The organism is Bacillus sp. FSL R5-0434, assembly GCF_038004745.1.
GTDB lineage: Bacteria > Bacillota > Bacilli > Bacillales > Bacillaceae > Bacillus > Bacillus halotolerans.
This window is the reverse complement of the sequence record NZ_JBBORV010000001.1, coordinates 999,706-1,018,410: the sequence shown is the minus strand read 5'-3', so window position 1 is coordinate 1,018,410 and position 18,705 is coordinate 999,706. Positions and strand designations below refer to the sequence as shown.

The 18,705-nt window shown below is 43.8% G+C and carries 17 protein-coding genes; 7 read left to right on the top strand and 10 right to left on the bottom strand.

The annotated features are described in order from the left end of the window. The first annotated feature begins 153 nt into the window (after positions 1 to 153). Positions 154 to 1,053, top strand: coding sequence for an NAD-dependent epimerase/dehydratase family protein (locus tag NYE43_RS05220; RefSeq protein ID WP_101860894.1), 900 nt, complete (start codon positions 154 to 156; stop codon positions 1,051 to 1,053). A 24-nt stretch (positions 1,054 to 1,077) separates the two neighbouring features. Here the strand turns inward: NYE43_RS05220 and NYE43_RS05215 are convergent, their stop codons facing one another. From NYE43_RS05215 to NYE43_RS05205, 3 genes are all read right to left on the bottom strand, one after another. Then, complete coding sequence (locus NYE43_RS05215; protein WP_024120738.1) at positions 1,078 to 2,205, bottom strand: NAD(P)/FAD-dependent oxidoreductase; 1,128 nt, start codon at positions 2,203 to 2,205, stop codon at positions 1,078 to 1,080. Positions 2,206 to 2,306: 101 nt separating this feature from the next. Beyond that, complete coding sequence (locus NYE43_RS05210) at positions 2,307 to 2,906, bottom strand: 1-acylglycerol-3-phosphate O-acyltransferase (protein ID WP_024120737.1); 600 nt, start codon at positions 2,904 to 2,906, stop codon at positions 2,307 to 2,309. A gap of 135 nt (positions 2,907 to 3,041) precedes the next feature. Then, the gene (locus tag NYE43_RS05205) at positions 3,042 to 4,037 is read right to left on the bottom strand and encodes an aldo/keto reductase (protein WP_185848138.1); all 996 of its coding nucleotides are present in this window, start codon (positions 4,035 to 4,037) and stop codon (positions 3,042 to 3,044) included. 196 nt (positions 4,038 to 4,233) lie between these two features. Between NYE43_RS05205 and sigM the strand changes: the two genes are divergently transcribed. The 3 genes from sigM to NYE43_RS05190 are packed head-to-tail and all read left to right on the top strand — an operon-like array spanning position 4,234 to position 6,069. Beyond that, a complete protein-coding gene (gene sigM / locus NYE43_RS05200) occupies positions 4,234 to 4,725 on the top strand; it encodes an RNA polymerase sigma factor SigM (protein WP_024120735.1) in 492 nt (163 codons plus the stop codon). Then, positions 4,715 to 5,791 (top strand): anti-sigma factor, encoded by a 1,077-nt coding sequence (locus tag NYE43_RS05195; protein ID WP_081638263.1) that lies wholly within the window; start codon positions 4,715 to 4,717, stop codon positions 5,789 to 5,791. The genes sigM and NYE43_RS05195 overlap by 11 nt, the downstream gene beginning before the upstream one ends. Next, a complete protein-coding gene (locus NYE43_RS05190; protein ID WP_024120733.1) occupies positions 5,779 to 6,069 on the top strand; it encodes a hypothetical protein in 291 nt (96 codons plus the stop codon). Before NYE43_RS05195 ends, NYE43_RS05190 begins: the two co-directional genes overlap by 13 nt. Positions 6,070 to 6,101: 32 nt before the next feature. Here NYE43_RS05190 and NYE43_RS05185 read toward each other — a convergent pair whose 3' ends face one another. Then, positions 6,102 to 6,530, bottom strand: a complete 429-nt coding sequence (locus NYE43_RS05185; protein WP_095713736.1) for a GNAT family N-acetyltransferase — start codon at positions 6,528 to 6,530, stop codon at positions 6,102 to 6,104. A 109-nt stretch (positions 6,531 to 6,639) separates the two neighbouring features. Between NYE43_RS05185 and pdxR the strand changes: the two genes are divergently transcribed. Then, positions 6,640 to 8,046: a MocR-like pyridoxine biosynthesis transcription factor PdxR gene (gene pdxR, locus NYE43_RS05180; RefSeq protein WP_216394576.1), complete on the top strand. Its 1,407-nt coding sequence runs from the start codon at positions 6,640 to 6,642 to the stop codon at positions 8,044 to 8,046. Between the two features lie 37 nt (positions 8,047 to 8,083). Here the strand turns inward: pdxR and NYE43_RS05175 are convergent, their stop codons facing one another. From NYE43_RS05175 to citA, 4 genes are all read right to left on the bottom strand, one after another. Further along, complete coding sequence (locus NYE43_RS05175; protein WP_024120730.1) at positions 8,084 to 9,439, bottom strand: sodium-dependent transporter; 1,356 nt, start codon at positions 9,437 to 9,439, stop codon at positions 8,084 to 8,086. A gap of 117 nt (positions 9,440 to 9,556) precedes the next feature. Continuing rightward, positions 9,557 to 10,954 (bottom strand): branched-chain amino acid transporter BcaP, encoded by a 1,398-nt coding sequence (bcaP, locus tag NYE43_RS05170; RefSeq protein WP_024120729.1) that lies wholly within the window; start codon positions 10,952 to 10,954, stop codon positions 9,557 to 9,559. A 248-nt stretch (positions 10,955 to 11,202) separates the two neighbouring features. After that, positions 11,203 to 12,072 (bottom strand): SDR family oxidoreductase, encoded by an 870-nt coding sequence (locus NYE43_RS05165; protein ID WP_341061149.1) that lies wholly within the window; start codon positions 12,070 to 12,072, stop codon positions 11,203 to 11,205. A 72-nt stretch (positions 12,073 to 12,144) separates the two neighbouring features. Then, positions 12,145 to 13,245 carry a citrate synthase CitA gene (gene citA, locus NYE43_RS05160; RefSeq protein ID WP_326323241.1) on the bottom strand — a complete coding sequence of 367 codons (1,101 nt, stop codon included), beginning with the start codon at positions 13,243 to 13,245 and terminating at the stop codon, positions 12,145 to 12,147. A gap of 108 nt (positions 13,246 to 13,353) precedes the next feature. Between citA and citR the strand changes: the two genes are divergently transcribed. Then, positions 13,354 to 14,229 carry a transcriptional regulator CitR gene (citR, locus tag NYE43_RS05155; RefSeq protein WP_024120726.1) on the top strand — a complete coding sequence of 292 codons (876 nt, stop codon included), beginning with the start codon at positions 13,354 to 13,356 and terminating at the stop codon, positions 14,227 to 14,229. Between the two features lie 69 nt (positions 14,230 to 14,298). Here citR and NYE43_RS05150 read toward each other — a convergent pair whose 3' ends face one another. Next, entirely contained in the window at positions 14,299 to 15,300 is a 1,002-nt protein-coding gene (locus NYE43_RS05150; protein ID WP_024120725.1) for a C40 family peptidase, read from the bottom strand. Between the two features lie 538 nt (positions 15,301 to 15,838). Between NYE43_RS05150 and phoA the strand changes: the two genes are divergently transcribed. Then, a complete protein-coding gene (phoA, locus tag NYE43_RS05145) occupies positions 15,839 to 17,215 on the top strand; it encodes an alkaline phosphatase PhoA (RefSeq protein ID WP_024120724.1) in 1,377 nt (458 codons plus the stop codon). Between the two features lie 30 nt (positions 17,216 to 17,245). Here the strand turns inward: phoA and spoVR are convergent, their stop codons facing one another. Beyond that, a complete protein-coding gene (gene spoVR, locus NYE43_RS05140) occupies positions 17,246 to 18,652 on the bottom strand; it encodes a stage V sporulation protein SpoVR (protein WP_024120723.1) in 1,407 nt (468 codons plus the stop codon). Between the last annotated feature and the right edge of the window lie 53 nt (positions 18,653 to 18,705).

Sequence of the window (18,705 nt, the reverse complement as noted above, 5' to 3'; positions counted from 1 at the left end):
GGTGTCTTTTTTTATTCTGGTTCGTTTTTGACGTGATCATACCTCTCTTCTGAAAACTGCTGCTAATAAATCGGTCATCCGCGGGAACTCTAAAAAGGTGCAACTGCGAGAAAAACGAACATCTCTGCATTATTATCGAAAAGGAGCGAAAACATGAAAGTTGTCGTAACTGGAGCAGCAGGTAAAATCGGACGCTGGGCTGTAAGAACAATATTAGAGGCCGGCCATGATGTGACAGCATCAGACAGAGTATTAAAAGAAGAATCCGCATCGAAAAAATTTATTCAAGCTGATTTACGGGATTACGGTCAGGTATGTCAGCTAATTATGGGCTGTGACGCTGTGATTCACCTTGGGAATATCCCTACAGATGTCAGGAATACATCACAGGCGATATTTGAAAATAATATGCTTGTTAATTTTAATATCCTGGAAGCCTGTAAAGATTTTAAAATCCGTAAGCTTGTGTGGGCTTCAAGTGAAACAGTGCTGGGATATCCATTTGTGCCGGACGAGCTCAGTTACCTTCCCGTAGACGAGGAGCATCCAACGATCGTAAAGTCATCTTATGCGATGGCAAAACGGCTGACCGAAATCCTCTCAGATATGTATTCAAAGCTGATCAATACACAAATTGTCACTCTCCGCTTTGCGAATATATATGAGCCTGATGAGTACGAAAAAATCCCAGGCATGCACTGGAACGAGCAGCAAAAGGATATTCAAAAGAAAAACGCATGGGCGTATTGTGATGTCAGGGATGCTGCACATGCTTGCCTTCTAGCACTCGAAAAAAACAATCTCGGAAATGACGTCTTCCATATTACTGCACCCGATACCATCATGAAAGAGCCGAGTGAAGACTTAGTAAAACGATTTTTCCCCGATGTATCTTTAAAGAGAGATATAAAGGGATATGAAACGCTGATGGCAATCGATAAAGCCAAAAAGGTCCTTGGCTATGAACCGCGTTATACATGGCGTTCTGTATTAAATAATGACGGCTCTCTTAAAGCACTGCCAGAGGATCAGCTATCATTATCAAAAATATAAACACCACAAAAGAGCAGCAGGCGATCACCGGACCCCTGCTGCTTTTTTTATATCATAATCATCTAAATTGATATCCAAATCCATTTTGAGGGCCATCTTCGCCAACTGCTCCCCCATATAGGGGCCCATTGTTAAACCAGACGATCCAAGGCCGTTTGCCACTATGATCCCATTCCAGCCGGGAAGAGATCCGATCACCGGCACATCGCCTGGTGTAAAGGGGCGTAAGCCGACTCTTGCCTCTTGAAAGGTGCTGTTCGCTAAGCCGGGAGCCATTTCTAATCCTTTGCTCAGAAGTTCCTGCAGCCCGCCAGCCGTTACCCGCACATCACGTCCGCCTATCTCATCTTCACGTGTCGCACCGATCGCTATTCTATTATCATGATAAGCTAAAAGATATTCTTTGGAAGGCGGCATCACTGCAGGCCAGCTGTCGATATGATTTACATTCGGCACCTGCACATACACAATTTGCGCTTTTTGCACACTTACTTTGAAGTGAATTCCCAAAGGCGCTAACAATTGGTCTGCCCAAACACCGGCACAAACAATAACCTCGTCAGAAGAATAGATTTCATTACCGACAGTTACGCCTGTGACACGATTCGAATGATGTCGAAGCGCAGCATCACCTTTTAAAATGACTGCACCGTTTCTTTGAGCAGATCTCAACAATGTATCTCGCAGCACTTCTCCATCCACGCGGGCGGCTCCGCTTATATGAACAGAATGGTACCGTTCAGCCAGCAGAGGAAACAAATCAGCGGTTTGGTTTTCATGAAGAAAGGTAATCTCACCAATTTCCGCGGCAGCTTGTTTACGCTCCCGCACACGTTTTTCGATCTTTTCTATCTTTTCTATATCTTGATGAATACTAAGAGCACCGACTTGAGCATAACCAATGTCCGTCTCGCCTTCTTTTCTAAGTTCTTCTATGAACCGAGGATAAAAGCGCGCTCCGTCCTTTGCCAGCCGGTACCAAGCCTGATCACGGCGAGGAGACAGCCATGGACAGATAATGCCTTTCGCTGCATGGGTGGCCTGGCCCTTATCTTTCCGATCTATAACAAGAACCTCTGCACCCATTTTGGCTAGCTGATATGCTGTTGATGCTCCCAAAATTCCAGCCCCGACTATTATCATTTTTTTCATGATCCGTAACCTTTCCCAATGATCAATACCTCATTTAGTATAGCTAATGGCCCAGGAAATTATAAACAATCGGGAAATGGATGAATGCAATGACTGATGAATTAAAGTTGTTCCAGCTTCTTTTCAAGCTCTTTAATGCTGTTATTCAAAGCCTCTGTCATAGCCGCTAGCCTTTCCTTAGACGGAAGGTGGGCAAAATCAGCCTGCTGCAAAGGTTTACCGATAATCAGCTTCATTTTTCCTTTTTTGAACAACGCCTTTCCGCTTGAAGGTCCTTTATAAGCGGCCGGAACAAGGGGCGCTTTCCCCATTTGCGCAATTGTCACTGCGCCTCTTTTTAAAGGCACATCCTCAGAGGTTCTTGTTCCGCTTGGGAAGATTCCGACAATTTCTCCTTCTTTCAGCAGCTTAATCGGCGTTTTAATGCTGCTTGGGCCGGGATTTTCCCGATCTACCGGAAAGGCATGAATTTTCTTCAGAAACGAACCGATCCATTTATTTTGAAAAAGCTCTTTTTTCGCCATGTAGTGTATTTGATAAGGAAGAATCCCGACTCCGAGTGTGATCACATCAACCCAGCCAGAGTGTGTACACGCGATGACAAAACCTGAATCGGCCGGAAGGTTTTCTTTGTTATACACCTTCACTCCTCCGCGAAGAGAAAGAATAACTTTTAAAGCATTTGCACAAAACTTATACATATCGCACTTCCTTTGTCGTAATCAATGATTCTTTCTGTTACTTATTATAACAACATTTTTTATTACCTGGTACTAATTTTTAAGATTTCTCTTTTCTTAACGTCAAAAAGCTGAGGAATCATCCTCAGCTTTTTGTTATATGCCCTCTCTTGTCGGAGGCGCCATAAATTCCGGTCCGACCGGGTTTGATATCGTCTGTTCCAATATGGTATTGATGTCTTTTTTATCTTGACTGCTCAGCGTCCAGCCGGTAATTTCTGATACCGCCTCTATTTGCTCAGGTTTTCTAGCCCCCCAAAGGGCGATCCCAGCTCCCGGCTGGTCTAAAATCCATCTGACGGCCAGATGAATCACTGATTTTCCATACCGTGTCTTCGCCAGCTCATCTAATTGATTGACAGCAGAAAGATACTCTTTAAATCTTGGCTTCTGGAATTTCGGATCGTGATTTCGGAGATCGTCTCCCTCAAACGAATGATCTTCTGTCATTTTTCCTGTTAACAGCCCTCTGCATAAACTGCCGTACAATAGTGTTGTCATCTGTTTGTCTTTCGCATACGGAAGCACATTCTCTTCAATTTCCCTTTCAAACAGATTGTAAGGAGGCTGGATTGTATGAAGCGGAGCAACAGCCCGAAATGTATCCATTTGTTCAACCGAAAAATTACTGACGCCGATCGCGCGGATTTTCCCGGCATCATATAATTCCTTCATCACTTCTGCTGTTTCCTCTATCGGGACAAGCGGATCAGGCCAGTGCACCTGATATAGATCGATATAATCCGTCTGAAGACGTTGCAGGGAATCCTCGACCTCCTGTATAATTCTCGCTCTGTTAGCATGGCGGAACAGCTGATTGTTTTTCCAATCCAGCGCCGTTTTAGTGGCAAGAACAACCTGATCTCTTGCCCCATGCTGCTTGATCGCCTTCCCGACAATTTCTTCGGACTGCCCGAACCCATACGCCGGCGCGGTGTCAATCAGTGTGATCCCCTTATCAAGAGCGGCGCGGATGGTTTCGATCGATGTTTTTTCATCAGTGCCTCCCCACATGGTTCCGCCGATCGCCCATGTGCCGAGTCCAATTCGGGAGGCTTTTATTCCTGTGTCTGAGATACTGGTATATTCCATTGTGCCACTCCTTCACTTTTTCACTATGGTTTCCCTGATGGAAAAAATGTTAAACATTTCTCACCACTATCTTTCAGGGCAAATTTTAGGTACTATAGAGTAATGGTGTTTAATTACGTATTAAAAAGCCGTTTGCATGTAATGTGCAACTTTAAACCTTTCTTATGCGTGTATAACATAGAGGGGAGAAAAGGCAGTGACGATCGATGAAATTTACCAAATGTACATGAATGATGTTTACAGGTTCCTGCTCTCCATGACAAAAGACAAGCATCTTGCCGAAGACTTGCTGCAGGAAACCTTTATGCGGGCATACATACACATTCACTCCTATGATCACAGCAAAGTAAAGCCCTGGCTTTTTCAAGTGGCGCGGAACGCCTTCATTGATTACGTCAGAAAGCATAAGAAAGAAGTAACCATTTCTGATGATTTGATTGGAAGTCTCTTTCAAACTGCTGTTCAGAGCCCTGCCCATCAGGTAGAGATAAAGGAAGTGCTGACTGGTTATATGTCCGAGCTCCCCGATAACTATCGGGAGGCGTTAACACTATATTATTTAAAAGAATTAAATTACAAAGAAGCATCCCATATTATGAATATTTCAGAGGCGAATTTTAAAAGTGTTTTGTTTCGTGCCAGACAGCGGCTGAAAGCACTTTATAATAGAGGTGTTAATGATGAATGAAGAATTTAAAAAGCGTTTTGATCAATATAAAAACGGTGAAATGAGCGATCAGGAAATGACCGCGTTTGAAGAGGAACTTGAGAAGCTCGAAGTGTATCAGGAAATGATTGATAGTGAGCTGCCAGACGATCATGATTGGGATGTCGACATCAGTCCTGAAAAACAAAAAGCCATTCTGGCCTACGGCAAACGGAAGTCTTATTTGCGTATTTCCGCGCTTGCCGTCATTTCGACATTAATGATTTTGCCGCTATGTACGCTGGGAAGCTACCTCTATTACGGAATGGGAGGAAAACACAGCACCGGCAATGAATTTATGGAAACTGCCGCAGTCACTGTAGCCCTGACTATGCCAAATGTTCTTGTCGATACTTCTGGACTGAAGAGCCAGGTGAAGCTGTTTGGCATGAATACAGAATTCCCGCTGCAAAAACAGATTGGCACAAAAACGGCCGCCGTGGGGAATGAACGGGTGGAAATGTTTTATGACAGAGTGAAAGCGCCGGTCGTCAACTACTATGACTTAGAAATCCATAAAGCCGGCCATTACTTTACACACCCATCAAGCGGATCTGAACAAACAACCGCAAAAGCAGAAAAAACATTAAAAACTTTGCCTGAAGGGACTGTTTCCGAGGTCTACCTTTCTTATGACCGGGCATATCCGACAAAAGAAGTGTATCAAAAATTCAGCGGCTATGATGTAAGCTTTTTGTGGAACGCAGTTGAAACAGAGAACAATACAAAGGATACCCCTTACGCAGAGCCGCTTGGCTACCCAGGGAAAGATTCAAAGTTCCTGACTGCTCTTGATACAAAAGGCAAGTCAAACGGCGACCAATTTATCGATGCTTTAACTTACATATCGAAGCACGAGAAATGGGCGCAGGTCATCTCAAAACGAAAAGATTTAAAAGTGGACTCCCGCTTGGATTATGTAGAGAAAAATGGTGTTAATGTATACGGCTCAGTCGTTACAGGACCGACCAAGGAAATCCAGCGCATGCTGAAAAACAAATCAGTAAAATCAGCAAATGTCGGCGAGGTGGAATTATGGAATTGGTAAGAATTTTTAAAGAACATAATGTATTTGGCTGGATATCTGTCGGGACAGCAATTCTGTCTTTGCTCTTGCTTAATTTGGCGATTATCAGCAATGTGACCTCTTATTCTTATCAAATGCTGCCGTTTGCCATGGCCGCCGTTCCGTTTGGCGTTATCGAGCTTTTCATCAAAAGAGGACGCACGGGTCCCGGCCTGCTCGGCGTTGTACTTAATCTCTTTGTGATTATCTGTGTGTATACCATCGTATCAGTGGATACCAACTTACAGTTTGGCTTTTAGCAGAAAAGACGCCTGAAACGGCGTCTTTTTTATTACAGCTGTTTTCTGAATAAATAACTTTCAATCGTAAATCCCATTTTATCCTTATAAAATCTGTGGGCGTCTTTGCGCTGAAGGCCTGATGAAAGACTGACAAGAGGATAGCCCGCATCTCTCGCCCAGTTTGCCGCATAATCCAAAAGAAGTTTGCCGTACCCTTTAGATCTGTGAGACCCGCTTGTGACAAGATCCGCTATCCATACGTACTCTCCTTTATGAAGCGAGACCCTTGGCAGTGCGCCGCACAGCGCCCTGATCGCTTTATCCTCATATAAGGCAAACAGCATATACGACTCTTTTTGGACACAGCGCTCCAGCCTATGTAAATACGTCTTTTCATCCAGCTCTGTTCTTAATTCACGCATTACCGGATATGCTTCCATCCATTCTTCTCTAGTCGTTAATTGTTTGATATGAAGCATCTTATCAATCCCCTCTCCATTCGTTACAATGATAATATCCGATTTATGGCATTCACCAAATAGCCAAAACCTGAAAAAATGACCACGCCAGATGCAAAGGAGAGATAAAATGGATATCACGCCGTTTCTGGACAAAACAAGCAAAACACCGCTGTATGAACAGCTTTACACCTATTTCAAACAAGAAATGACACATGCCAGAATCACCAAGGGAATGAGGCTTCCGTCAAAACGCAGGCTCTCCGGCTTGCTCGGTGTCAGCACGGCAACGGTAGAACGCGCCTACGAGCAATTAACCGCTGAAGGATATGTCAAAAGCAAGCCTAAAATCGGCTGGTTTGCGGCAGAAATTGAACCTGAGTTTCCGGCTGCTCCAGTATCATATCAACCGCCTCCTCAATCGGTCACTCATAAAGAAATAGAACCTGTTATTAACTTTCATCAAGGAAATGTCGATCCGGTCCACTTTCCCTTTAACGCTTGGCGAAAAAGCATAGTGAAAAGTCTCGATCTGTATTCTGAACAATTTTACACCTCAGGCGATCCTCAAGGAGAACCTGCACTCAGAGAAATGATAGCCCGATTTGTCAGACTGTCACGGGGTGTCAATTGTGACCCCAGCCAGATTATTATCGGAGCAGGCACTACTGTCCTTCTGCAAATTCTTTGCCTTACGCTTCAGCCGGGAACAAAAATCGGGATTGAAGAACCGGGATTTCACCGTTCAAGACGAATGTTTGAGGCCAATCACATGAACGTGATTCCCATTTGCACTGATGAAGAAGGAGTCCTGCCGGCTATCCTTAAACCCGAGAGCCCGCATCTTGTCTATACGACTCCCTCGCATCAATTCCCGCTCGGGAGCATAATGACGATCGCCCGAAGACAGGAGCTGTTGTCTTGGGCAAAAGAGGCAAACTCATTTATTATTGAGGATGATTATGATGGAGAATTTCGCTACAGCGGGCAGCCCATTCCATCTCTGCAAGGCCTTGACCCGAATGGCAGGGTCATTTATCTCGGCACTTTTTCAAAATCATTGCTCCCTTCCTTGCGGATCAGCTATATGATTCTTCCTGCTGCACTTATTGAACCCGTAAGAAAAAATGCGCTTTTGATGAAACAGACCGTCTCTTCTCATAATCAATTGGCATTGGCAGATTTCATTGAAAACGGCGAATGGCAAAAGCATTTGAACAGGATGAGATCCTTGTATCGAAAAAAACACGCTGTTCTGCTGGAAGCGATACGAACTGAACTGGGAGACAGTGTGGAGGTTCTCGGAAAAAACTCGGGGCTTCACATCCTGCTCCGGCTCATGTTTTCAGCCAGTGAGGTTGATGCAATAAAAGCCGCTGCCAAAAACAGAGTGAATGTCTATCCGGTATCTCCATCGTACAAAAGCCAGCCGCCGTTTGTTTCTGTCTTAATCGGTTATGGAGGGCTTTCTGAAGAGGACATCCGGCTCGGTATCAAAAAGCTGAAAACCGCATGGGAGCCGCTGATGAAATCATAAAAAACAAAAAAACAGGCCCCCAACAGAGCCTGTTTTTCTAAAAGGATATAATCCCGATTAAATTTAAGAACACAATAATAATAGCCAGCGGCACAACGAAACGGAGCAAATAAAACCATATATAAAAGAATGCTTTTCCGGGATGCGATCCTTGTCTCATTTCTGCCCACAACTCCTGTTTCGATATTTTCAGCGGAATAAAAATAGAAATTAACAGGGCGCCTAATGGCAGCAGAACATTGCTGACAGTAAAATCGACAACGTCAAAAAACGTCTTATCAAATATGCGCACATCGCTCAGCATGCCATAAGATAAGCAAGATGGGATACCGACTAAGAAGATTAAAAACCCGCTTGTCCATGACAGTTTTTTCCTCTTCGTTTCATCGCCTTTGCCGATAATGGCTACAATCATTTCCACCATTGAAAAGGCAGAGGTCAGTGCGGCAAATAAAAATGCGACAAGAAAGCCGATGAAAAACAGGATGCCGAACGGAAGCTGTTCAAAAACGGCCGGAAGCACTGTAAACAGCAAAGTCGGACCTTCATTCGGCTCCAATCCGAAGGAGAAAACCGCAGGAAAAATAGCCAGGCCTGCCAAAAGTGTCACAATGATATTCATGACGACAATGGAGGCTGCAGACCGCGGGATATTTTGCGTTTTCGGCAGATAGGAGCTGTAAGTCACCATGACCGAAACCCCCAGTGTTAACGTAAAGAAAGCCTGTCCCAGCGCAAATAAAACAGACTCCGGCGTCAAATCGCCGAAATGAGGCACAAGCAAAAATTTCACGCCTTCAATCGCATGATCCAGCGTGAGCGACCGAAGAACAAGCAGGACAAACAATATAAACAAAATCGGCATCATCACCGCGCTTACCCGTTCAATCCCTTTTTGAACCCCTCTGGCGACAACCAGCACAGTCAGCACCATAAAGATAAGCTGAGCCGCGAGCGTCTGCACGGGATTTTGAATAACAGAACCAAAAAGTGCACCGTACTGTTCCTGGGTGAGTCCTGACAGTGAACCTGATGCTGTTTTCACTATATATAGTAAAATCCATCCTCCGATAACACTGTAAAACGATAAAACTAAGAAACAAGCCACTACGCCGACCCATCCTGTGAGAAACCAAGCTGTTCGCGGCGCTTCTTTTTTATATGCATCAATGGCATTCGTTTGGTTCCGTCTCCCAAAGATAAATTCTCCCACTAAAAGCGGATAGCCCAAGAGAATGGTAAATAGCACAAAAATAAGGAAAAAGGCGCCTCCTCCATTCGTCCCCGCTACATAAGGGAACTTCCAAATCGCGCCTAAGCCGATGGCTGATCCAGCGGCAGCCATGACGAAACCGATTTTTGAAGCCCATTGGACTGGTTTTTGCTCAGACAATGATGTCACTTCCTTTCCAGCCTATATTATCTCTTATTTTCATGCTTATTTCTATACATTCATTTGATGAGAATAGAAAAGAGAGCGGCCAGTGTAAGCCGCTCTCTTCTTTGAGAGTTATTGATTTAATTTTGAATGCTTTCTTGAATATAAGAAATAGATCGCCATGCCAATTAACAGCCACACAAGGAAGCGGACAATCGTCACCCATCCAAGATTAAAAATTAAGAACAGGCAGAAAAGAATTGCTAAGCCCGGGATAACCGGAACCCCTGGGCATTTAAAAGCTCTCGGGAGATCAGGCTGTTTCTTTCTCAATACGATAACCGCCACAGAAATCAGCACAAACGCTGACAGCGTTCCGATGTTTACCAGCTTGGCAAGCTCATCAAGCGGAACAAGTGAACCGAGAAGCGCCGACATAATGCCGAAAAACCAAGTCGCAACATAAGGTGTTTTATGCTTCGGATGAACCTTAGAAAGCGAGCCCGGAACCAGGCCGTCACGAGACATAGCAAACATAACGCGTGTCTGTCCATAAAGCATCACAAGCATAACCGTTGTCATTCCCAAAACCGCGCCGATATCGATAATGCCTGCCACCCAGTTTTGCCCCGCGCTTTGAAGAACGAGAGAAACCGGATGATCGATGCCTGCAAACTGGGCAAACGGAACAACCCCTGTCATGATGGCTGATACAGTAACATATAAAATCGTACAAGCCAATAATGAGAAAATAATTCCTTTCGGCAGATCCTTCCCAGGGTTTTTCGTCTCTTCCGCAGCAGAGGATACAGCGTCAAATCCGATAAAAGCAAAGAAAACGAGCGCCGCTGCGCTGAATACGCCGCCAAAGCCCATTGGCATAAACGGCTGCCAGTTATCCGGCTTCACGTAAACAGCTGCCACCGCAATAAATAAGAGAACGACCAGCACTTTTAAAATGACCATTATGTTGTTGACTCTTTTAGATTCTCTGATACCTAAATAAAGCAAATACGTAATCGCAAGAACAATGACAAACGCAGGCAGATTAAAAATGGTAAATGTTCCTTTTACAGCCCCCGGAGCAGCCGTTAAGGCAACCGGAAGATGAATGCCCAGCCCGGACAAAAATGATTGAAAATACCCGGACCACCCGACTGAAACGGCACTTACCGCCAGCATATACTCTAAAATTAAATCCCACCCGATAATGAAGGCCAAAAGTTCTCCCATTGTAGCATAAGTAAATGTGTACACGGAACCTGAGACAGGCACACTTGAAGCAAATTCAGCATAAGACAATGCAGCGAATAAACAAGCCAGCGCTGCGACAACAAATGAAATGGTCAGTCCGGGTCCGGCAGTTACTGCCCCTGTCCCCGTCAGTACAAAAATCCCAGTACCAATAATGGCCCCAATCCCAAGCAATGTTAAGTCAAACGCCCCTAATTCTCTTTTTAAGGATTTTTCTCCATTTGTTGCAGCGATTAAATCTTGTATGCTTTTCTTCCTAAATACGCTTCCTTTCATTCCCCTTCAACTCCTAGCTGATGTTTTCTTTATATTTTATTTGAATTTTCTGAATTCATGAGCGGTAATGGCCGTTTTTCTTTTTTTCTACTATATTTGTACTGGTGATGAATCATTCCTTTCTCCTACTCAATATTATATATAAAAATCTGAAAATGAAAACTAAATTTTTAAAAAATTCGACAAATTTCTGCGGTAACATATTTTCATGCACAAAAAAACCAGCAAATCTGCTGGTTTTTTGTACATTATGTTGAAATAAAACGGCCGCCATTTACATGAATCGTCTGTCCCGTCATATAGGAAGATTCGTCAGATGCGAGCAAGACGTACGCCCCCGCATGCTCAACCGGCTGTCCCGGTCTGCCCATCGGTGTATCAAGTCCATGCTGCTTCACTTTTTCTTCCGGGAATGTCGCCGGAATCAGCGGTGTCCAAATCGGACCGGGCGCCACCGCATTCACTCTGATGCCTTTGTCCGCAAGAGATTTGCTCATTGATCGTGTAAAGGAGACAATTGCCCCCTTTGTACTGGAATAATCAATTAATGCGGTATCCCCTTCATAAGCGGTAATCGAGGTCGTATTAATGATTGCGCTCCCTTCTTTCAAATGAGGCAAAGCTTTCTTCGTCATATGAAACATTGAAAAAATGTTCGTGCGGAAGGTTTTTTCAAGCTGTTCTGTTGAAATATCAAGAATACTGTCCTGCGGGTGCTGTTCAGCTGCGTTGTTAACCAAAATATCCAGCTTCCCAAAATGGTCTACGGTTTGCTGTACAGCCTGTTCACAATGCTTCTCATCTCCGACGTCACCCGGAATCAGCAGGCAGCGGACGTTTTCATGTTCAATCTGTTTTCGCGTTTTCTCCGCGTCAGAATGTTCGTCCAGATAAAGAATGGAGACGTCCGCCCCTTCTTTTGCGTACGCGATTGCTGCCGCTCTCCCGATTCCGCTGTCGCCTCCTGTAATGATCGCGACTTTTCCTTTCAGTTTTCCGCTTCCTTTATAATCACGGTCCTCTGATAAAGGAAGAGGATTCATTTCGGACTCAATACCCGGCTGCCGGTCCTGCCGCTGCGGTTCTTGTCCTTCTGTTTGTCTGTCCATTGGGTTCATATTGATCACTCCTAGACATGATAATACTGATCGTTTACCACATCACAGCAGCGAATAAACCGCAAAATATGTTTATAAAAGTACTTCTTCAGGAATAGCCCCTGTATATTTAGCTGACGGGCGGAAAATCATGTTGTTTTCTGCTTGTTCCAGCACGTGTGCGCACCAGCCTACCATTCGGCTTGCTGAAAACGTCGGTGTAAACAATTCATCATCAAAATCAATCGCCTTCATGACAGCCGCTGCATAAAATTCAACATTTGTGTACAGCTTGCGGCCCGGTTTGTAGATGTCCAGCAAACGAATCGCTTCTGCCTCTACATGCAGCGCCAGATCCAAATCACGGTCATCGCCTGCAACCTCTTCAGCTTTCTGTCTCAAAGCTTCTGCCCGCGGATCTTTCGTCTTATACACGCGGTGCCCAAATCCCATCAGGCGTTCTCCTTTTTCAAGCTTTGCTGTCAAATACGCTGCAGCTTTCGCTTTTTCTCCAATGTCTTCAAGCATTTTCGTCACAGCAGATGGAGCCCCTCCGTGCAGCGGGCCTTTCATCGTGCCAAGCGCCGCGGTAATGGCCGATACCAAATCACTCTCTGTAGACAAAGTGACCCGTGCTGAGAAAGTTGATGCGTTCATGCCGTGCTCCATGGCCAGAATCATATATGTTTCAAGCGCTTTCTTTTTTGCTTCTGAAGGCTGCTCACCTGTGAGCATATAATAATAGTTTTCGACATGTCCATACTGGGAAGATGGCTCAATGGATTGCTCGCCGCGCACCCAGCGTTTTCTGTAAGCGATAATGGACGGCGTGATGGCAATCAGCCGAATCGCTTCTTCTATTTTTGGATAAAACGTGTACGTATTTTCCCCTAATGCTGAAACAACCGTTCTCAGTACCGACATGTCGTCCATGTTGTTTGGCAGCGACTGAATCAAACGCCCGATGCGGTCAGGCAGGTTTCGCTCCGCAATCAGCTTTTTTTCAAATGTCTGTAATTCATCTGATGCCGGCAGTTTTCCAAATAAAATCAAGTAAGCGGCTTCTTCAAAGCTGTGATGCAGCGCGATGTCTTTTGCATGATGCCCTCTGTAGATAAGCCGACCTTTTTCGCCATCAATATGGCTGATTGATGTGTCCACACATGTAATTCCCTTTAATCCGTAATGTACCATTTGTATTCCCCCTATCCTTTTCTGTTATTATAGTAAATATAATATTTAAAAAATATTGAATATTTTAAAGGGAATTAATTAAAAATCTTAATCAGAGGGAGAATGGAAATGGATTTCAAATGGCTTCACACCTTTGTGACCGCAGCGAAATATGAAAACTTCAGAAAAACAGCAGAAACGCTTTTTTTATCTCAGCCCACTGTAACCGTTCATATCAAGCAATTAGAAAAAGAAATCAGCTGCAAGCTGTTCGAGCGAAAAGGCAGGCAGATTCAGTTAACCGATGAAGGCAGGGCTTATTTGCCGTTCGCACTGAGGCTGCTTGATGACTATGAAAACAGCATGGCAGAGCTCCACAGAGTGAGACAAGGCTACTCTCAAACCTTACAGCTCGCGGTTTCGCCGCTTATTGCCGATACCGTGCTTCCATCTGTTATGAAACGATACACTTCAATGAATACCGAAACAGAAATTGCAGTGAAAATTTTTGAATCGGCAGAAATCTCGTCTCTGATTAAAGCCGGCGAGGCGGATATCGGACTGAGCTGTTTAAAAGTCCAGTCTTCTTCTTTAACATGCCACTGTTTATATAAGGACCCTGTCGTCCTCGTTGCGCCTCCTGATCAGCGTTTCACATCAGACGAAGAAATTGATGCCAAAGAGGTGCTTGAGCAATACCTGCTTTTGACCCACAATCATCCTGACTACTGGGACGACTTACTCCGTCAAGTCAGAGTGACTTTTCCATTTGTGAGAACAATGAAAGTCACACAAACCCATATAACGAAACGGTTTATAAAAGAAGGACTTGGCGTTTCATTCCTCCCCTTATCTACAGTAAAGCGCGAATTAGAGGAAAAACAGATGATCAGAATTCCTTACCATTCTGTGCAGTTGCCTTATGCCGGTGCTTATGCGATCGCCCTTTATGAAAATAAGAAGGAAAAAAAGTTTTTGGACTTTTTATCACATTTTCATTTTTAAATGTAACCAAAACGAAGATGCTCCGTCTAATGAAAAAAACCCGTTCTATGAACGGGTTACTTCGTAAAATTAGAATCTTTTCGCACCGAGGTAGCGAGGCTTCCAGTAGCTGTTGTTCAGGCTGCTGATTTGTACACCGTCAGATCCTGCATGAACGAAACTGTTGTTTCCAATGTAAATCCCCATGTGAGAAGGGCCGGATTTATATGTTGTAAAGAATACGAAATCACCGACAGACGGGCTGGCAATGCTCTTCATGGAACTCCAGTATCCCGCAGTGCTCGTTCTTGCCACACTTGTTTGTTTGTTTAATACGTACCAAATGAATCCGCTGCAGTCAAAACCGGAAGTTGTTGTTCCGCCCCATTTGTACGGCGTTCCAGTTAGCGCTTTTGCATCAGAAACCAGTTTGCTTACGTTAAGTGATGTAGATGATACTTTGCTGCTTGAACTAGATGAAGGTTTAGAGGAAGTGACAGGTTTTGAACTTGTTCCTTTCACCTTCAATACTTGTCCGACATAGATTAAATCTGATTTTAAGCCGTTGAGACTCTTTATTTTGCTAACCGTTGTGCCGTATTTTTTCGCGATTTTAGATAGACTGTCGCCGCTTACTACTTTGTATGTAGAAGTTGCAGACGTAGACACGCTTGATGAGCCGGAGCTGCTTGAACTGCTTGAGCCCTTCACTTTCAGAACTTGTCCGATACGCAGAAGATCTGATTTTAAGCCGTTCAGTTTTTTCAGTTCATTGATCGTCATGCCGTATTTTTTCGAAATCTTCCAAAGACTGTCGCCGCTCACTACTTTGTATGTAGAAGAAGATGAACTGCTTTTTGAACCTGATGCTGCCGATTTACCGTTAATAGATAAAGTCTGTCCTGCGTAAATAATATCGGAATGAAGCTTGTTTTCTGATTTAATTTTACTTATTGTGGTGCCGTATTTTTTTGAAAGATCCCATAACGTGTCGCCTTTTTTCACCTTGACGCTTTGTGCAGATGCCGCTCCTGCAAATAAGGTCGATCCTAAAACTACTGCTGTTGTAGCTGTAATGATTTGCTTTTTCATGTTTTCCTCCCTAAATATGTATATCTATTATTATCTCTTTTTTTAATTAATCATCTTGTTTTCTATTATAAGGATGGATTCCCAACAGAAATAGTCTTGACTTCACGTGACAAATTTCTTAATTATTCGTTTTCAAAAAAAGTTTTTAAGGGTATTAAATATTTCATTTTCATTTCAAAGGTGACAAAAAACGAGTGCTTTTGTCATGTTTTTTGGGCGGTTTATCAACATTTAGGAAATAATTGAAGAAGGTTTTGGGGATTTATGACATAGCAAAAGAATGTTGAACTTATAGGTTTCGATAAAAACTGCGGGTATCCGCAGTTTTTTTATTTAATCAACCATATCACGCATAAACCATGAGGTAAAGATTTTTCCGGAAAAATGAATGCTTTGATGAAAGAAAGGCAAGATAACGGACACAGACAATTTATATTCATCACAATCCTTTACTTAATGTTTACAGGATCAACAGCCGCACTTAACAAACATTCCCTATCGTAATAAGCAGAACAAATTAAAGGAGGCCTGCAAAAAAATGAGTCTGTTTCAAAAAATGAAATCAAAATTGCTGCCAGTCGCAGCTGTTTCCGTGCTTACAGCCGGTATATTCGCCGGTGCAGAGCTGCAGCAGACCGAAAAAGCAAGCGCCAAAAAACAAAACAAAGATGAGATCAGAAATGTCATTGTGATGATTGGGGACGGCATGGGAGCATCGTACATAAACGCCTACCGTTCCATGAAAAATAACGGTGAAACACCGAACAACCCGAAGTTAACTGAATTTGACCGGAACCTGACAGGCATGATGATGACGCACCCGGATGACCCTGACTATAATATTACAGATTCAGCAGCCGCCGGAACAGCATTGGCGACAGGCGTTAAGACATATAACAATGCAATTGGCGTCGATAAAAACGGAAAAAAAGTGAAATCAATACTCGAAGAAGCCAAGCAGCAAGGCAAGTCAACAGGGCTTGTCGCAACTTCTGAAATTAACCACGCCACACCCGCAGCATACGGCGCTCACAATGAATCGCGGAAAAATATGAACCAAATCGCCAACAGCTATATGGATGATAAAATAAAAGGCAAACAAAAAATTGACGTTTTGCTTGGCGGCGGAAAATCCTACTTTACCCGCAAGGACAGAAATTTAACGAAAGAATTTAAACAAGCGGGCTACAGCTATGTGACAACAAAACAAGCGCTGAAGAAAAATAAAGATCAGCAGGTGCTCGGGCTTTTTGCAGACGGTGGGCTTGATAAAGCGCTCGACCGCGACAGCAAAACCCCATCCCTGAAAGATATGACTGTTTCAGCAATTGACCGGCTGAATCAAAATAAAAAAGGATTTTTCTTGATGGTCGAAGGCAGCCAAATTGACTGGGCCGCTCACGACAATGATACTGTCGGAGCCATGAGCGAGGTTAAGGATTTTGAACAGGCCTATAAAGCCGCTATTGAATTTGCGAAAAAAGATAAACATACGCTTGTGATTGCAGCTGCTGATCATACAACAGGCGGATTTACCATCGGTGCAAACGGCGAAAAAAATTGGCATGCGGAGCCGATTTTGGCCGCGAAAAAAACACCTGAGTTTATGGCCAAAAAAATCAGCGAAGGCAAACCGGTCAAAGATGTGCTCGCCCGCTATACAGATCTGGATTTCACACGTGAAGAAATGAAAAGTATTGAAGCCGCTTCACAGGCTGACAAAAGCAAAGGCGCCTACAAAGCCATCATCAAAATTTTCAACACCCGCTCTAACAGCGGCTGGACCAGTACCGATCATACCGGTGAAGAAGTACCGGTATACGCGTACGGCCCCGGAAAAGAGAAATTCAGCGGACTGATCAACAATACCGACCAGGCAAAAATCATATTTAACATTTTGAAAACAGGAAAATAAAAAGGATGCAGAACACTGCATCCTTTTTTCTTATAAATACCTGCGGTGAACCCCTTTTCCGTCATACGAAAACATCACTTGCTTATCCTCCAGCACAGATTCGATATGCACGCTTCTTCCCCACAGCTGGTATAAATAAGGAAGCACTTTCTCCAAGTATTTCAAATCCAGTTCTATGCCCTCATACCAATGCTTAATTAAGAGCTCGTTATTTTTCAGATAATCGCCTTCGTTTACTGTCAAATACGGAAATCCTCCGTTTACCCGCATGCTCACAAGCTGATCGCGGACAGCCTCCCACTCTTTATCGACGATTTTGTAGTCTCTGCCCTGCTTTTGGAACAGGTAAAGATCCTCGCGCATCACTAAATCTTTTGTTAAATAATTGCGGATGAATGAGATATCTGATTCAATCTCTCTGACCTCAAACATTTTCTCCCGGCCTGAGTTCGGCTTGACGCCCATTTTCTTCATTTCCTCAGTCGGATTGTTATACCGTTCCTCAATATCTTCAAAAATCTTCAGTCCCAAATAATAAGGGTTGATTCCCGTTTTTGACGGCTGGACAACCCCGGCATTCAGCTTGGCGAACTCTATCGCTTCATCAGAGGTTAAATCAAGCTCCCGGATAATTCTTTGATGCCAGTATGAGGCCCATCCTTCATTCATAATTTTCGTTTCCAGCTGAGGCCAAAAATAAAGCATTTCTTCTCTCATCATCGTCAAAATATCACGCTGCCACGGCTCAAGTTCCCTTGAATGCTCTTCAATAAAAAGCAGAATATCTTTCTCGGGCCGCGGCGGGAAAGGTTTTTTTGATTTTTTCAGTTGTTTTCTCGGTTTCTTTCCATCTAAATTCCATAGATCATCGTACGGCGTAGCCATTTCCTCAAACTCTTCTTCCTCATCATCCACACTCCACTGGAGCTTCGGACGCACCAAAGAAGGATCGATATGCTCCTGGATTGAAAGGATCGCGTCTAAAAAGGCCTCCACTTCCTTTATTCCGTGAATCCGTTCATAATACTTAATCCGCTCCGCCGTTGCCGCCATGCTTTCCACCATGTCACGCTTCGTGTTTTGGAAGCGGCAGTTGTTTTTGAAAAAGTCACAGTGGGCGAGTACATGGGCGACAATCAATTTATTTTGAATCAGTGAATTGCTGTCCAGCAAAAAGGCGTAGCATGGGTCTGAGTTAATGACAAGCTCATAAATTTTGCTTAATCCAAGGTCATAATGCAGTTTCATTTTGTGAAACTGTTTCCCGAAGCTCCAGTGGCTGAATCTTGTCGGCATCCCGTACGCGCCGAATGTATAAATAATTTCAGCCGGGCAGATTTCATATCTCATCGGATAGAAATCAAGGCCGAATCCTTTTGCAACTTCGGTAATTTCCTCAATTGCCCGCTGTAATCCCTTTTTCTCCTCCGCGTTCAACCGAATCCCCCCTACTTGGACTTATCTATAATGTATGAGCCCGCCTGATAAAA

Excerpts from the sequence above, each read along its gene's own strand:
- NYE43_RS05190 (WP_024120733.1), top strand. The coding sequence starts at position 5,779 with ATGGAATTGGTAAGAATTTTTAAAGAACATAATGTATTTGGCTGGATA.
- NYE43_RS05185 (WP_095713736.1), bottom strand. The coding sequence starts at position 6,530 with ATGCTTCATATCAAACAATTAACGACTAGAGAAGAATGGATGGAAGCA.
- NYE43_RS05205 (WP_185848138.1), bottom strand. The coding sequence starts at position 4,037 with ATGGAATATACCAGTATCTCAGACACAGGAATAAAAGCCTCCCGAATT.
- phoA (WP_024120724.1), top strand. The coding sequence starts at position 15,839 with ATGAGTCTGTTTCAAAAAATGAAATCAAAATTGCTGCCAGTCGCAGCT.
- bcaP (WP_024120729.1), bottom strand. The coding sequence starts at position 10,954 with ATGAAAGGAAGCGTATTTAGGAAGAAAAGCATACAAGATTTAATCGCT.
- NYE43_RS05195 (WP_081638263.1), top strand. The coding sequence starts at position 4,715 with ATGATGAATGAAGAATTTAAAAAGCGTTTTGATCAATATAAAAACGGT.
- NYE43_RS05210 (WP_024120737.1), bottom strand. The coding sequence starts at position 2,906 with ATGTATAAGTTTTGTGCAAATGCTTTAAAAGTTATTCTTTCTCTTCGC.
- pdxR (WP_216394576.1), top strand. The coding sequence starts at position 6,640 with ATGGATATCACGCCGTTTCTGGACAAAACAAGCAAAACACCGCTGTAT.
- NYE43_RS05150 (WP_024120725.1), bottom strand. The coding sequence starts at position 15,300 with ATGAAAAAGCAAATCATTACAGCTACAACAGCAGTAGTTTTAGGATCG.
- NYE43_RS05215 (WP_024120738.1), bottom strand. The coding sequence starts at position 2,205 with ATGAAAAAAATGATAATAGTCGGGGCTGGAATTTTGGGAGCATCAACA.
- NYE43_RS05220 (WP_101860894.1), top strand. The coding sequence starts at position 154 with ATGAAAGTTGTCGTAACTGGAGCAGCAGGTAAAATCGGACGCTGGGCT.
- citA (WP_326323241.1), bottom strand. The coding sequence starts at position 13,245 with ATGGTACATTACGGATTAAAGGGAATTACATGTGTGGACACATCAATC.
- citR (WP_024120726.1), top strand. The coding sequence starts at position 13,354 with ATGGATTTCAAATGGCTTCACACCTTTGTGACCGCAGCGAAATATGAA.
- NYE43_RS05165 (WP_341061149.1), bottom strand. The coding sequence starts at position 12,072 with ATGAACCCAATGGACAGACAAACAGAAGGACAAGAACCGCAGCGGCAG.